Source organism: Mycolicibacterium sp. XJ879, assembly GCF_053483935.1.
The window spans coordinates 508,870-523,746 of sequence record NZ_JBEFTH010000003.1 but is presented as its reverse complement, the minus strand read 5'-3'; the positions used below and the strand labels follow the sequence as shown (position 1 = coordinate 523,746).

General features: G+C 65.4%; 15 protein-coding genes. 7 read left to right on the top strand and 8 right to left on the bottom strand.

Going from position 1 to position 14,877, the window contains the following annotated elements; translation table 11 throughout:
* Window position 1 precedes the first annotated feature (1 nt).
* Window positions 2-826 carry an enoyl-CoA hydratase/isomerase family protein gene (locus ABQF13_RS09790; RefSeq protein ID WP_448392520.1) on the top strand — a complete coding sequence of 275 codons (825 nt, stop codon included), beginning with the start codon at window positions 2-4 and terminating at the stop codon, window positions 824-826.
* 81 nt (window positions 827-907) lie between these two features.
* Here ABQF13_RS09790 and ABQF13_RS09785 read toward each other — a convergent pair whose 3' ends face one another.
* On the bottom strand, window positions 908-2,095 hold the full coding sequence (locus ABQF13_RS09785; protein ID WP_448392519.1) for an amidohydrolase family protein: 1,188 nt from the start codon (window positions 2,093-2,095) through the stop codon (window positions 908-910).
* A 206-nt stretch (window positions 2,096-2,301) separates the two neighbouring features.
* Between ABQF13_RS09785 and ABQF13_RS09780 the strand changes: the two genes are divergently transcribed.
* A complete protein-coding gene (locus tag ABQF13_RS09780) occupies window positions 2,302-3,099 on the top strand; it encodes a TetR/AcrR family transcriptional regulator (RefSeq protein WP_448392518.1) in 798 nt (265 codons plus the stop codon).
* Here ABQF13_RS09780 and ABQF13_RS09775 read toward each other — a convergent pair.
* The gene (locus ABQF13_RS09775; protein WP_448392517.1) at window positions 3,088-4,248 is read right to left on the bottom strand and encodes an acyl-CoA dehydrogenase family protein; all 1,161 of its coding nucleotides are present in this window, start codon (window positions 4,246-4,248) and stop codon (window positions 3,088-3,090) included. The two genes, ABQF13_RS09780 and ABQF13_RS09775, sit on opposite strands and share 12 nt — an antisense overlap.
* Window positions 4,249-4,351: 103 nt before the next feature.
* On the opposite strand from ABQF13_RS09775, the gene ABQF13_RS09770 reads away from it, so the two are divergent.
* Window positions 4,352-5,368: an acyl-CoA dehydrogenase family protein gene (locus ABQF13_RS09770; protein WP_448392516.1), complete on the top strand. Its 1,017-nt coding sequence runs from the start codon at window positions 4,352-4,354 to the stop codon at window positions 5,366-5,368.
* On the opposite strand, the gene ABQF13_RS09765 is transcribed toward ABQF13_RS09770, so the two are convergent.
* On the bottom strand, window positions 5,347-5,763 hold the full coding sequence (locus ABQF13_RS09765) for a PaaI family thioesterase (protein WP_448392688.1): 417 nt from the start codon (window positions 5,761-5,763) through the stop codon (window positions 5,347-5,349). The genes ABQF13_RS09770 and ABQF13_RS09765 overlap by 22 nt on opposite strands.
* Before the next feature lie 17 nt (window positions 5,764-5,780).
* A complete protein-coding gene (locus ABQF13_RS09760; protein ID WP_448392515.1) occupies window positions 5,781-6,689 on the bottom strand; it encodes an enoyl-CoA hydratase in 909 nt (302 codons plus the stop codon).
* Between the two features lie 95 nt (window positions 6,690-6,784).
* Between ABQF13_RS09760 and ABQF13_RS09755 the strand changes: the two genes are divergently transcribed.
* A complete protein-coding gene (locus ABQF13_RS09755; protein ID WP_448392514.1) occupies window positions 6,785-7,897 on the top strand; it encodes an NAD(P)H-dependent amine dehydrogenase family protein in 1,113 nt (370 codons plus the stop codon).
* Window positions 7,894-8,523: a nitroreductase family protein gene (locus tag ABQF13_RS09750; protein ID WP_448392513.1), complete on the top strand. Its 630-nt coding sequence runs from the start codon at window positions 7,894-7,896 to the stop codon at window positions 8,521-8,523. The genes ABQF13_RS09755 and ABQF13_RS09750 overlap by 4 nt, the downstream gene beginning before the upstream one ends.
* 78 nt (window positions 8,524-8,601) lie before the next feature.
* Here the strand turns inward: ABQF13_RS09750 and ABQF13_RS09745 are convergent, their stop codons facing one another.
* Entirely contained in the window at window positions 8,602-9,696 is a 1,095-nt protein-coding gene (locus tag ABQF13_RS09745) for an NAD(P)H-dependent amine dehydrogenase family protein (protein ID WP_448392512.1), read from the bottom strand.
* A gap of 98 nt (window positions 9,697-9,794) precedes the next feature.
* Here ABQF13_RS09745 and ABQF13_RS09740 point away from each other — a divergent pair, with 98 nt between their 5' ends.
* Entirely contained in the window at window positions 9,795-11,030 is a 1,236-nt protein-coding gene (locus ABQF13_RS09740) for a cytochrome P450 (RefSeq protein WP_448392511.1), read from the top strand.
* Window positions 11,031-11,222: 192 nt separating this feature from the next.
* On the opposite strand, the gene ABQF13_RS09735 is transcribed toward ABQF13_RS09740, so the two are convergent.
* The gene (locus ABQF13_RS09735) at window positions 11,223-11,348 is read right to left on the bottom strand and encodes a hypothetical protein (RefSeq protein ID WP_448392510.1); all 126 of its coding nucleotides are present in this window, start codon (window positions 11,346-11,348) and stop codon (window positions 11,223-11,225) included.
* Between the two features lie 62 nt (window positions 11,349-11,410).
* Entirely contained in the window at window positions 11,411-12,166 is a 756-nt protein-coding gene (locus tag ABQF13_RS09730; RefSeq protein WP_448392509.1) for an SDR family oxidoreductase, read from the bottom strand.
* A gap of 116 nt (window positions 12,167-12,282) precedes the next feature.
* Here ABQF13_RS09730 and fadD4 point away from each other — a divergent pair, with 116 nt between their 5' ends.
* Window positions 12,283-13,815, top strand: coding sequence for a fatty-acid--CoA ligase FadD4 (gene fadD4, locus ABQF13_RS09725; RefSeq protein WP_448392508.1), 1,533 nt, complete (start codon window positions 12,283-12,285; stop codon window positions 13,813-13,815).
* On the opposite strand, the gene ABQF13_RS09720 is transcribed toward fadD4, so the two are convergent.
* Window positions 13,812-14,867 (bottom strand): NAD-dependent epimerase/dehydratase family protein, encoded by a 1,056-nt coding sequence (locus tag ABQF13_RS09720; protein WP_448392507.1) that lies wholly within the window; start codon window positions 14,865-14,867, stop codon window positions 13,812-13,814. The two genes, fadD4 and ABQF13_RS09720, sit on opposite strands and share 4 nt — an antisense overlap.
* Window positions 14,868-14,877 lie beyond the last annotated feature (10 nt).

The window sequence follows — 14,877 nt, the reverse complement described above, 5'->3', positions numbered from 1 at the left end:
GATGACGAACTACGACACCATCACGTTGGAGGTTTCCGGCCATACCGCGTGTGTGACGCTGGACCGGCCCGAGGTACTCAACGCGATCAACGACGAGATGATCGCCGAGCTCGCCGAGGTTTATGCCGAAATCGAACGGTCACAGGATATCTGGACCGTCATCATCACCGGTGCCGGCCGGGCGCTGTGCGTGGGCGCCGACGTCAACAAGGCCGCCGACCACGACATGGAGAACGCCGCCGGAATCGACAACCAGGGCGAACCCATCCTCAGCTCGATGCGTCAATGGGACGCACCGCAGGAGGCGACACCGCCGTGGCTGCAGATGACCAAACCCATAATCTGCGCCGTCAACGGCATCGCGTGTGGCGCGGGCATGGATCTGGTCACCACCGCTGACATCACCATCGCATCCGAGCGCGCATCGCTGATGGATCCGCATGTCAGCATCGGCGTGACGTCGGGCCGGGAAGGGGTCAGGCTCGCTCGGATTCTGCCGCTGCCCGTGGCCATGCGGCTGATCCTGATGGGCCGGCATGAACAACTCGACGCGCAACGGGCGTACGAGTTGGGCGTGTTTACCGAAGTGGTCGCGCACGACACGCTGATGGATCGCGCCTGGGAGGTCGCGGAGGTTGTCAATTCCAATGCCCCCCTTGCGGTGCGGGGCTCGCGAATGGCGGTGCGCAAGGGCCTGACGCTGCCGATATACGAAGCCGAACTGCTCGCCGAGAACTACCGGATGAAGGTGGCCTTGACCAAGGACGCCATCGAGGGACCGCGTGCCTTCCTGGAGAAGCGCAAACCGAATTGGAGAGCCCTATAAGCGCTGCCCGCCGGGTGGCTAGCTGACGGACGGCCCTCGCGAATTCACGTGCCCAGAGTTGCCGCTCGGCGCACGAGGCACCTACACCAGGCCGAAGAAGGTCTTGGCGTTGGTGGACAGGACCTTTCGCTTGGTCTCCTGGTCCAGCCCGGCGGTCGCCTTGTTGGCGACGTCCATGCTGTGGGGCCAGTTGGTGTCGTTGTGCGGGTAGTCGGTCTCGAACATCAACTGGTCCGGCCCGACCAGGTCGAGAATCCGGAACGCGACCGGATCGCCGAAGGTGGAGAACCACACGCGCCCGGGCACCTGGGTGCTCGGCGGTTCGGTCAACAACGGGTGGATGCCACCCCACCCGCGCCGGTCCTCCCAGACCTCGTCAACGCGTTGCAGGTAGTAGGGGATCCAGCCCGCTTGCGCCTCGGCGAAAGCCAGCTTGAGTTTCGGAAACTGCTTGAGCTTGCCGGAGAACAACCAGTCCACCAGCGCGATGGTGCAGTTGACGGCCATCAGCGCGCTGGTGACGACGTGCGGGGAGTCGGGGGAGGACTTGGTCAGCGACGAACTCGAGCCGATGTGCAGCATGATGCCGACGTCGTTGCGTTCGCATGCGGCGAAGAACGGATCCCAATAGCCGCTGTGAATGGATGGCAGGTCAAGCCGTGCCGGAAGCTCGGAGAAGCACACGGCCGGCATACCTTTCGCGGCGACCCGGTCAACCTCCTGCACAGCCAACTCGACATCCCAAAGGGGGATGATTCCGAGGGGGATCAACCGGCCGTCGGAGTCACCGGCCCACTCGTCGATCTGGAAGTCGTTGTAGGCCTGGACACAGAGCAGTGCCAGATCCTTGTCCTTGCCGTACAGGAAGCGCTGGCCGCAGAAGCGGACGAGCGTGTTGGGGAAGCAGGCGGATGCCTCGATGCCCGCGATGTCCATGTCGGCGAGCCGGTCTTTGGGACGGTAGCAGCCGGGGCGCATCTCGTCGTACGTGATCGGGTCTGTCGTGAGCTCGTCGATCTCGTACCCAGCGGCGGCGCTGATGAGCGGGATCGGGACGATCGAGTCCTCGTAGTGCCAGATGTCCGCGTCACGACCGTCGTCGTCTTCGACGAACGCGACATCGGAGGTAACTGTCGGATCCATGCGTCCTCGGTGCCGGATGATCCGCGGACCGACGTCGCGATAGCGCTCGGGCAGCCGGCTGGTCCACAGATCAGCCGGCTCCACCAGGTGGTCGTCCGGCGACACGATCAGGATGTCTGCGCTCATGCTGCACTCCTTCGAAATGCGCCACGCGGCATCAGGGCGCGAAACTCTGATTCCCGCAAGCGAGAATGACCGTTTCCAGGGTAGCGTATCCCCACCGTTCGGCAGACCCTGGGCGAGTGCGGCGCACGCTGGTCCCGGGACGCACGCAACGTACCCGTATAGGTAGGTCGCGCCCTGCTCGGAAGAACGCGTATTCTCAACTCATCATGACTGCGAAGAAACGCGCTGGACAAGAACCCGAAGCAGATCTCGAGCTGGTCGAGTCCGACACCGAGATGCCGACCAGTTGGCAGGAGCGAACGATCGAGAGGCGGCTGAGCCAGGCGCGGGCGCGCGCCCTGGCCCGCAGCTCCCGGTTCCTGGCCACGGCACTCGAGCTGGTCGAGGAGTCCGGTCGAGCCGACTTCACCATCCAGACGCTGATCGACAGGTCGAATCTGAGTTTGCGGGCGTTCTATCAACACTTCGCGGGCAAAGAGGAGCTGCTGTTGGCGCTCTATGAGAACGCCACCAGCCAGTTCATCGAGGCGATCCGGCATGAGGTTGCGGCGGCCTCGGCCGACGGTCCGATGGCACAATTGGAGGCGTTCTGCCGGGGATTCCTCTCCCGCGCGGAGTCCTCCGAGGCCATCGGCGGCCGCGTGATGACGATCTACAACCTCAGCCTCGAGATCGAGCGCCCCGCCGACTTCGCCAAGATCTGGGAGCCGCACCAGAAGCTGCTGACGAAGATCCTGACGTCGTGTTCGCGTGCCGGGTTGGTACGCAAAGACATGACCCCCGCGCAGTTGACGACGTTGCTGAATTCGACGCTCATCGCGCTTGCTCAGATCGGCGTGTTCCATCTGGGCGGCAAGGGCGCCGAACTCACTGAGGACCAGCTGTGGGCGTGGTGCCTGCAGGCGCTCACCCCGCCCGCAGGAACGGCTAAACCGAAAGCTGTCGCCGCCAAGCCTGCGGCCAAACGATCTACCGCTCGCAAGCCCAGAAAGCTAACGGGGTAGGCGAAGTCCACGTTGAGCGATGATCGAGCGCTGTACTTCGCTGGTGCCCGCGTAGATCGTGGTGCCCACCGAGAACCGCATCAGGTGTTCGAATCGGCCCTGCTCCGGGGCGGACGGCTCGAAGAAGCTGCGCATTGCGTCCGGTCCGACGAGCTCGACCATGTCCTGGCTCGCGCGGACCAGGGATTCGGTGCTGAACAACTTGGCCATCGGTCCCTCGGCAACGGGCATCCGTCCGGCCTCGACCATCCACACGCAACGACGCTGAAGCAGCATCGACACTTCGTACTCCATGGCGACTCTCGCTATCCGCCGTCGCACATCAGGCTTGGCGATCTGCCGGACGCCATCGTCCGCCACCGTCGCCTCGGCCCATTGCTCGGCGTGGGTCAGCAGCCGAGCGATATGCGGTCCCCAACCGGACGCATGCTCGTCCTGTAACGACAGGCTCAACACCTGCCATCCGGCATCGACCTCACCGATACGCCACTCGTCACCGATTCGGACATCGCTGTAGAAGGTGATGTTGGTGCGCTCACCCGAAAGCGTCCAGACGGCCTGGGCCTCGACCCCGTGCGAATCGAGCGGTACCAGAAACATGGTCAGGCCCTTGTGTTTGGGCTTCTCGGGGCTCGTGCGGGCGAGCAGAAAAACATAGTCGGCGATGTGACCGTTGGTGGTGAACATCTTGGAGCCGTTGATGATCCACTCGTCACCATCGCGCACGGCTTTGGTGGTGGCGGCCGCGACGTCAGACCCGCATCCGGGTTCGGTGAACCCGAGGGCGATGGTGACGTCGCCCTTCATCGCGCCGGCGAGGATACGGTCCTTCATCGCCTGATGACCCACCTCACGAATGATCGCGGCGACCATTCGCGTGGTCTCTGACAGGTACACCGGAGCATCCGAGCGCATCAGTTCCTCTTTGAGCACCTGGTCGTCCCATGCCCCGCGATTCTGGCCGCCGTACTCGGGCGCCCACGTTGGCGCGAATAAGCCCTTGTCGACGAGGCCCTTGGCGAAGTCATCGTCATGAGCGACGCCACTGCGGTACAGGTGTTCCTCGAATTCAGGGGTCATCACGTCATGCAGGTGGGCCCGGACCTCCGCGCGGTATGCCTGTGTCTCGGCATCGAGCTGAAAATGCATGGACTGTAACCGATCCTGTCTGATGAGTATAAGGGCCGACGTGGGCGATAATGTTACTCTCAAATATGAGAGCATTCATATCCGCATGTGATTGGACTGCATTTTGGACTTGAGCCTTTCCGGCGAACAGCGACAGCTCGTGGATGTCTTCGCGGCCATCTACGGGCGGGAGTCGACGTCGCAGCGGGTGCGAGCCGCCGAACCGCTTGGCTTCGACGTCAAGCTGTGGAAGGCACTGATGCAGGCCGGGGCTCTCGACATGGCTGCGGACGAGGCCGCAGGCGGTGGTGCGTCTGAACTGGATCTGGCGCTGATCGCCGAGCAATTCGGTCGCGCGGTCGCATCCGCGCCGGTCGTGGAAACGCAGGTCGCCGCGCGACTGCTCGCCCGATGCGGTGACGCCGGTGCCGAGCTGCTCGGCCGGGCGCTGGCCGGCGACCAACTAGTCACGTTCTCGCCGCGTACCGCCCGCGATGGCGTGCTGAAACTCGTGCCTGGCGGTGCTGTCGCGGATTCGGTCATCGCGTCTGTCGACGGGCGCCTTGTCGTCACGCCGGCGGGACGGGGCCGTCGCCCCGTGCAGAATCTCGGATCGCTACCTCTGGCGGATGTGGATATCGAAGACGGCGCCGTCGTGTTGGTCGACGGCGAGGATGCGTCGCGGTTGTACGGGTGGGCGTTGAATTTGTGGCTCACGCTGACCGCCTCGGTACTTGTCGGAGCGGCGAACAGGGCGGTTGAAATCGGGGTCGAATACGCAAAGCAACGCCACGCGTTCGGGACGCCGATCGGCACCTTTCAGGCGGTGTCACATCCGTTGGCGGACAGCGCTACTGCTGTCGACGGGGCGCGGTTGCTTGCCCTGAAGGCAGCGTGTGCTTTCACTGACGAACCCGCGCGCGCCGATGAGCTCGCGGCGATGGCGTTCGCCTTCGCCTATGAGACAGCACGCGACGCCACCTATCGCAGCCTGCACATCCATGGCGGCTATGGCTTCGGCATGGAATGTGACGTTCAGCTGTACTACCGGCGCGTGCGCGGCTGGGCGATGGTGTACGGCGAGCCTGCCGTCGCACTCGACCGGGTGGCAGACGCCCGCTACGGACCGGTGGCGGGCTGACTCGGCCCACCTGGTTCCATGACGGCGAAGCTCAGCGTCGCGCGGGCAGCCAGCCGATCCCTGGCCACGTCGACGACATCGACAGCGACGACGATCAACCGCCTGCCTGGCCGCACCAGGGTGGCGCTCGCCCGCGCCGGCCCGCCCACGATGGGCGACAGGAAGTGGATCGACATGTCTGCGGTGCCGACGCCTGCGTTGGTATCCGCATACTTGACCGCCAGCCGGCCCCCGGCAACATCGATGAGGGTGGCGACCAGCCCGCCCTGCAACGCGCCCCGAGTGTTCACCAGATCCGGCCGGTGGTGCAGGTCGACGACCACGGTGTCATCGGCGTCGACGACATCGTAGAAGGGCAATCGGGCGAACAGGTGTCCTTCGATGCCCACCGGCATCGGCTCGCCGACGGCGGTCACCCGTCGGCTCGCACTTGGTTCTTCATCGACAACACCACCGGCGGCGCGGTGCGCCAATTCGGCACGCCCTGCTCCTCACCCGCGGTGGCCCGTTTGTCGTCACGCACGCCAACCCAGTGCGAATGGTTGAGCTGGTGCAGGCTGAAGCAGGACTGCAACGCGTTGTAGAAGCCCATGTTGTCCACAGACTGGTTCACCGATTCCTTGATGAGCAGAGCCGCCATTGTCGGCACCGTGGCGATGCGCCGCGCCAATTCGAGCGTGCGATCGGCCAGTTCGTCGCGCTTGAAGATCTTGCTCACCATTCCGAGGCGGTAGGCCTCCTCGATGTCGATCGCATCGCCGGTGAGCATCAACTCCTTGGTGCGACGGGGCCCGAATTCCCACGGATGCCCGAAGTACTCCATGCCGCACATGCCCAGCCGGGTTCCGACGACGTCGGCGAACCGCACCTCTTCACTGCCGACGATCAGGTCACACGCCCAGATGAGCATCAGGCCCGCCGAAAAGACATCACCATGCACCTGCGCGATGGTGATCTTGCGCAAGTTGCGCCAACGCAGGTTGTTCTGGAAGAAGTAGTGCCACTCCTGCAGCATGATCTTCTCCGCGCCCTCGCGGGTGCCGCCGTCGATCACCGCAGTGGGGTGTTGATCCGGTCCCGGCATGAACTCGGCGCGGGCCTGTTTGGAGCCGATGTCGTGCCCGGAGGAGAACATCGGCCCCTCACCGGCGAGGATGACGACGCGGACGTCGTCGTCGGCCTCGGCGCGCCTGAACGCATCGTCGAGCTCGACGAGCATGCCGCGGTTCTGCGCGTTGCGCTGCTCGGGACGGTTCAGCGAGATCCGGACGATCTGACCGTCATCGAACGTCTCCCATTTCAAGAACTTGTAATCGGTCACGATCTCCTCCATGGTGCTGTCGATGCGTAAATGGTGTTATCGACTAATGAGAAGGTATGTTCTCACAGTCGGGTGTGGCCAGGGGAAGGGTGTAGATGACGGACTGCCAACGTAACCCGAGAGTAATCCTCTGGGGTCCCGGACAAGTCGGGGTGGGTGCGCTGCGTGCATTGATCGCGCATCCCGGGCTCGACCTGGCGGGCGTCGTGGTGCATGCCGAAGCCAAGGACGGTATGGATGCCGGTGCGTTGTGCGGTATGCCGGCTACCGGCGTGATCGCCACCCGCGACATCGAGGCCGCGCTGGCACTCGACGCCGACGTCGTCGCGTACTTCGCCTCCGGGGACTACCGCTATCGCGAGGCCGCCGAGGACATCGCCCGCTGCCTACGGGCCGGAAAGAATGTGGTCACCACGTCACTGGTGCCGCTGTGCTATCCGCCCGCCGCCGACACCGAAACCGTCGCACTGATCGAGGCCGCCTGCACGGAGGGCAAAACCACCTTCTTCAACAGCGGCGTCGACCCGGGTTGGGCCAACGATGTGATCGCGTTGACGATGACCGGCTTCAGCAGCCGCGTCGACACCATCACGATGCTGGAGATCCTCGACTACGCCCCGATCAACCAGCCCGAGATCATGTTCGACTTCATGGGTTTCGGCCATCCGCCGGATCATCCTGCGCCGCTGTTCGACCCCGCCCGGCTGGCAGCGTTGTGGGCACCGACGGTCCATCTGGTCGCCGAGGGCGTGGGCCTTCCGCTGGATGAAGTCGACACGACGATCGAGAAGTGGCTGGCGACCGAACGATACGAGGTCGCTTCGGGCTGGATCGAACCGGGCACCATGGGCGGCATGCGGTTCAAGCTGGCGGGCGCGGTCGACGGTGAGGAACGCGTCGTGCTCGAGCACATCACCCGGATGGGCGAGTCCTCCGCGCCGGACTGGCCACGGCATCCGTCACGGCACGGCGGTTACCGGGTGGTCGTCGACGGTCTGCCCACCTACACTGTCGACGTCGAAATGCACGGCCGCGGAAACAATATGCGGGGGCTGACGTACGCCACGGTGATGCGTGAACTGAACGCGATTCCCGCCGTCGTCGCGGCGCCACCGGGTCTGCTGTCGACGCTGGACCTGCCGCTGGTCACCGGTCCGGTGCGCGGTGGCTCCTGGACCGGCACGCTGCCACCGACGTACTCGCGATGACCGACGATCTGTGGACGGTGATGCGCACCGCGTCTGCGGTCCGGCGCTACCGCAGCGAACCGGTCGACGACGCGGTCATCGAGCGGTGTCTGCAGGCTGCCACCTGGGCGCCGTCGGGTGGAAACCAACAGCCGTGGCGGTTCGTCATCGTGCGCAGGGCCGAAGTGCGCGCGGTGATCTCCGCCGCCGCACAGCGGACGTGGGAGGTGATGGCCGAGTTCTACGGGTTCGACGCACCGTCGGAGGATGCGACGGATCCCAAGTCGCGGGTGCTGCGCGCGATGCGCGAACACATGCGGGTCGGCGGCCACGCCCCGGTATGCGTGCTGTTCTGCGTGGAGCCGCAGCCGGGGGCCAGTGATCTGCAGCAGGGTGGGTCGATCTTCCCCGCCGTGCAGAACTTCCTGCTGGCCGCGCGCGCCCAGGGCCTCGGCGCGGCGATCACGTTGTGGCAGGACGCATGCGACAGCGAGCTGCGCGAACTCGTCGGTATCCCGCCGCACTGGCGGATCGCCACCCTGCTCACCGCTGGCTGGCCGGTCGGTGGTCACCATCCGGTCCGGCGCAAACCCCTCGCGGAGGTCGCGACGATCGACTCCTGGACCAATCCGTGGCGCGCCTCCTAGTTCACGAAACGTACACTAGCGTCGCGATTTCGGCCGATCCGCAGCGCTGGTGTACGTTTCGCGAGAGGTCAGGTGCGGCTACAGCTGGATCGCGCCGAACACGGGCGCGGTGACGATTCCCGGCGGCGCGGCCAGCACGTAGGGGATCGCCCGCACCGCGCTCATCCCGATCATCAGGTGTCCGGGGTTGGCGTCGTCGAACCCGGGCGGCACGTCATCCCATGCTTGGCCGCTCGCGCCATCCCACCCGACATCGAGTTGCAACTCGAAACTCGGCACGCCCTTGATGACGGCCCGGATGAGCGGTGCCTTCTCGCCGTCGGCCAGCGGCCGAAGACCCCATTGCGGCAGGTCGCGGGTCAACACCCACTCTTCGTGGATGGCCAGCAGACCGCGGCCCTCCCACCAGCCGGTCCACGAGAAGCGTTGGCCCACAACCAACCCCGGGTCGATGGTCCCGACCGCGATTTCGATGGGATGGTCGAGGGTGGTGCACTCGACGCTGACCGCGATGTCCGACAGCGTGATGCCGAGAACGTCGGCGGTGGCGTTGAGCGCTTGACGGTAGGCCATGTCGAGCTTGGCGATGATCGGGGAGTCGGCGCTCACATCCTCAGGTGGACGGCCCATCCCCATCAGGTCGACGAGCATGGGCCTGCTGTCGATGCCCGAGACGTCGACTGCTTCATAGAGGTCGATGCGCTCGATGCTCTTGCTCAACCCGGTGATCGTCGTGACAAGGCGCTCGAACATGAACCCGGGGTTCTCGCCCGCGGCGTGAAACCTCGAGTTCCCCTCCGCGCACGCCCGGGCGAAGGCGGCCTCGACGTCGGCGCCGTAGGTCGGCAGGTGGTTGTAGGAGGTCGTGGTGATCACGCTGGACCCGGCGGCCAGCAACCGGCAGATGTCCTCGGCGTTCGTCTCCACGGCGTGGGCCTTGCTGGCCGCGTGCACCACCACGTCGGCCCCGAGCGCGGCGATCGCCTCCTTGTCCGTCGTCGCGGCGACGCCGGTGGTCGCGGGCAGGCCACACAGCGCGCCGGCATCCACCCCGGCTTTGTCCGGGTCATAGACCAGCACCCCGACCAGCTGGAAATCAGGGTTCTCGATGAGCTCGGCGAGTGCGGCCCGCCCGACCGCACCGGTGGCCCACTGAACGACCCGGATAGCCAATCGAACGCTCCTGGTTGCGGTTTGGTGGGCCCGAATCACCCACGGCCGATCAACCTACCCTATACAAACCGCAACCGACAGGGTGTATGTTGAGTTGCGTGGTGGAGCCGGCGACCGAAGACCTCGAGCAGCAGATCCGGGAAGCGCAGGAGAAGTTCAACGCGGGCATGGGCGCCGACGGCGACGCGTCGCCGTACCCGTTGCTCGAGGAACTGCGCGCACAGGGCCCCATCCATCCGGGCTGGCCGGAGATGGGCATGGTCGGTAACTCCGGCGATGGGCCACCGACCTTCACCGCCTACACGTTCGACACCGTCAAGGCGATCTTCACCGACCACATCACGTTCAGCACGCGCTGCTACGAGGACGTCGTGCGACCGCTGCAGGGACCGACCATCCTCGAAATGCAGGACCCCGAACACGCGGTATACCGCAAGCTCCATGAATTCGCGTTCGCGCGGTCGTCGATGAAACGGTGGGACACCGAACTCGTTGGCCCGCTGGTGAACCACACCATCGCGAAAATCAAAGACGCCAAACGCGCTGACCTGGTCGACGCGGTGTTCATGCCGATTCCGGTGCGGGTGATCGCTGCGCTGCTGGGCCTACCTGATTCCGACGTTCCGCAGTTCCACCGACTCGCCATCGACCTGCTGGGCTTTCGCGCCGACATGGACTGCGCGCTGCGCGCATCCGCGCAGATGAAGGATTACTTCGTCGAGATCCTCGCCGACAAGCGTAGGTCGCCCAAGGACGACATGGTGTCGATCCTCGCGGCAGCCGAGGTCAACGGTATCAAGATGTCCGATGAACAGATCTACGGCTTCATGCGCAACCTGCTGCCCGCGGGCGCGGAGACCACTTCACGGTCGACGGCGAGCCTGGCGTTCGGATTGCTCACCCATCCCGACCAGCTCGACGCGGTGCGGGCGGACCGCTCCCTGCTGCCGCAGGCCATCGAAGAGGGAATCCGTTGGGAGACCCCACTGCTCAACTTCATGCGCGAGGTCACCTGTGACACCGAGCTGGCGGGGGTGGCGCTGCCGAAGGGCGCGACGATGATGCTCAGCCTCGGCAGCGCCAACCATGACGAAACCCGCTGGGATCGCGCGGAGAATTTCGACATCTACCGGGAGCGCAAGCCCCACATCGGATTCGCACACGGTGCGCACGTCTGCCTCGGCATGCATCTGGCCCGTCTGGAAACCACCAAGATCTTCAACGCCTTGTTCGACGAACTCCCGGGGCTGCGGCTGGACCCCGACGCGCCGGCGCCCTTCATCACCGGAATGATGTTCCGGTCACCGCCGCGCCTCGAGGTGGTGTGGGACTGAAGCGGTCGCGGCCTAGTTTGCCAGAACCCGCGGGAACCGCACATGTTCGGCGATCGAGGCCTGCCGGCTGAAGCTGGCCAGACCGAAGAAGTGGGTCTGCATCGACGGATCGCCATCGATGGTCAACGTCCAAGCGTCCCTGGGCTGTGGCCAGTGCTGCGAATAGTCGCCGCCGACCGTGACGCCGATCGGCTACCGGTACACCACATACACCCGGGCACCGACCGGCTGGAGATCGGGCCGATGGTCCAGGATCGTGGTGACCATCTCGGTTCCGACTCCACCGGTGGACCACTGAATCACTCGCAGTACAGGCATCTGCGGCATCCTCGGCGAAAACGCGCTGGGCTGGGCCGCGGCGAAATCGGCGAAAGAAAGCGTCAGCGCCCGGTGATCCGCGGTGCAAGGTGGACGATCTCGGGCACCACGGTCGGTGAACGGCGGGCCGCGGCCACCAGCGACACCAACGTCTCGGCGACATCCGAAACGGCCGACATCTGTTGGGGTATCTGACCGTGGTGCGCCCACGCCCGGTACAGCTCGGCGAGCAGGTCACGGTCGGCACCCCGCAGGATCTCGGTGCCCTCGGTCGGTCCGACGCTGACCCGGATGATCGGCAACTCGGGATGTTCGCTACGCCAGGCGCGCAGGATCTCGTTCAGCGCGGCCTTGCTCGCGTTGTAGGCGGCGACCCCGGCGCGCGGACGACCGACATCATGGCTGGACGCCACCAAGATCACCGGATCGGCCGATAGGTGCGGCAGTGCCGCGCGCAGCACATGTGAGGCGCCGACGGCGTTCACGGTGTAGGCATGCACCCACGTGGTGATGTCGGTGTCCTCGATGTGGGCGAAAGGAACCACGGTGCTGGTGAACACAACCACGTCGAGCCCGCCGAGGACATCGGCGACCTGGTTTACGACCGGTTCGATGGCCGGGGGTTTGGACACGTCGAGTTCGTGAGCCGAGCCGTCCAGCATGGCGGCTGACTTCTCCAGTACGTCGACGCGCCGTGCCGCCAACGCTACCCGCGCGCCACGGGCGTGGGCCGCGACGGCGAACGCCTGGCCGATACCCGATGACGCGCCGACGATGAGCGTTCGCGCTCCATCGAGATCGACTGGTTGTCCACCCATCTGACAAGCCCTCTTCCGGTGCGGCCCTCGAACTACAGGAGTATGAGAATAGATATTCTCATACTCGCCCGCCGTTACTGCTCGCGGTCTACCCTGGATGCGGTGGTGGTGCGCGGATGCGGCTGAACGATCAAGTATCCCCGGACAAGCCGGCGATCATCCTGAACTCCAGTGGCAAGGTGGTGACCTACGCCGAACTGGACCGACGCGCCAACCAGATCGCCCATCTGCTGCACCGCCGCGGGATCGTCGCCGGGGACACCGTCGCGATCCTGATGGACAACAACGAGCACGTCCACGCCATGATGTGGGCCGCCCGTCGAAGTGGCCTGTACTACACGCTGCTCAACACCCACCTCACCGCTTCCGAGGCGGCATACATCGTGGGCGACTGTGCAGCCAAGGCGCTGATCGGGTCGGCAGGAACACGAGACATATGCGCGGTATTCGCCGATCACCTGCCCAACGGATTGCCCGCCGTCACGATGATCGCCGATGCCGACCTCGACGGGTGGCTGCGCTACCCGGAATGCGTTGCCCACGAACCAGCCACCCATTTCAGCGCGCACGACGAAGGTGAGCTGCTGCAGTACTCGTCGGGCAGCACCGGCCGGCCCAAAGGCATCAAGCGCCCGCGCGGCAGCAGCGGTCCCGCGCGGGGCGCCAAACCGTCGACACCGGTGTTCGAAAGGCTCGGCGTGAGCACCGAATCGGTGTACCTGAGCCCGGCGCCCCTGTACCACACCGCCCCAGCGATGTGGACCATGTGTGCTCAGGCCACCGGGGCCACGACGGTGATCATGGAACGGTTCGACGCCGAGGACGCGTTGGCATGCATTCAGCGCCACCGGGTCACCCACGCACAGTTCGTACCGGCGATGTTCGTCAAGATGTTGCGGCTGCCCGAAGCGACCCGCGTTGAATACGACCTGTCCACCCTCGAACGCGTCGTGCATGCCGCGGCGCCGTGCCCGCCGGAGATCAAGCGTCAGATGATCCAGTGGTGGGGACCGATCGTCGACGAGTACTACGGCTCCTCGGAGGGCGCGGGCATCTCCTTCATCCGCGCCGAGGAGTGGCTGCGTCACCCGGGATCGGTCGGGCGTCCGCTGATGGGAACGCCGCACATCCTCGACGAGAACGGATCCGAAGTCTCCGCAGGGCGAGTTGGTGAGATCTACTACGAGGGCGGATACGAGTTCGCCTATCTCAACGACGATGCCAAAACCGCCGCCGCGCGGTCACCGCAGGGCTGGGTCACGGTCGGAGACGTCGGGTACCTCGACCGGGACGGCTATCTGTATCTCACCGACCGACGAGACCACACGATCATCTCCGGCGGCGTGAACATCTATCCGCAGGAGACGGAGAACATGTTGGTCAGCCATCCGCTCGTCGTCGACGCGGCCGTGTTCGGCGTGCCCGACGAGGTGATGGGCCAGCGCGTCAAGGCAGTCGTGCAGTTGACGCAGCCGGAACTGGCCTGCGACGCACTGGCCGCAACGTTGATGGGTTGGCTCAAAGAGCGGTTGGCGCACTACAAATGCCCACGCTCCATCTCGTTCGAACCGCAGCTGCCGCGTACCGACGCCGGAAAGCTCTACAAACACAGGCTCATCGAACGTTACGGTCGCGGCGCAACGACCTAGGGTGTCGCTTGTTGCCCCACGCCGGTCAGAAGCTCCTTCTCGCGAAATCGTCCGCCCGCGTTCGAATCCAAGGGCGGGGTGGGCATACCCCCACCAGCCCGCAACCCTTCGAGAAACTCGCCGATCGCCTCGAGCGCCGTGTGGGAAGGCGTCCAGCCGAGTTCGGTGTGCGCCCGCGTGGTGTCCATGATCGGCAAGCTCAGCGCCAGATCGAACAGCGTCGGGCTGGCAGGAACAAGATGCAACCGCCACGCCGCGGCCACCGCCGCACGGATGGGCGCGACGGGCAGCTTCACCGGTCGCGCGCCGAGAAGTTCACCGAGGGAACGGGGATCGACAACAGGGTCGGCCGCGACGTTGAACGCGCCGTGCACCGGCCGCAGCACGGCCAACCGAAACGCGTGCGCCGCGTCAAGCGAGTGCAACGCCTGCAGGCGTAGGCCGCGCAAGTCCGGCACGATCGGCAGCAGCGAAGGGCGCGCCAATATTCTGGGCAGCAGCGGGCCCGCGAAGAGTCGGCGTTGCTCGGATGCGGATTCGCGTTTGAAGATGAAGCCCGGCCGCAACCGCACGACCCGGATCTGTGGGTGGTCACGTTCGAACGCGTCGAGAACCCGTTCCAGGTAGGACTTTTCGCGCCCATAGGCCGCAGTCGGCAGCGCATGGGTCGGCCATGTCTCGTCGACACCGCGATCCGTGGGCCCGGGTGAGTACGCCCCAACCGACGACGCGTACACCAACACGCCGACGCCGGCGCGCGCCACCGCGTCGAAGACCCGGATCGCGCCGAGCACGTTGTTGGTCCAGGTCGCCAATTCATCGTGTGTCGGCTGAAAAAGCCACGCCAGGTGCACGACGGCGTCGGCGCTGCGGAAGTGCTCATCGAGTGCGTGACGCGATATGTCGGCCTCGACCCAGGTCGTCTTCGCCGGCTGCCACTTCGGCCGGCGGCGGGCGATTCCCACGATCGTGTCGACCTGCTCGTCGCCCGCGAGCACCTCGACCACGCTCGTTCCGACGTTGCCTGTCGCACCTACCACCACCACGCGCATCGCACCACCT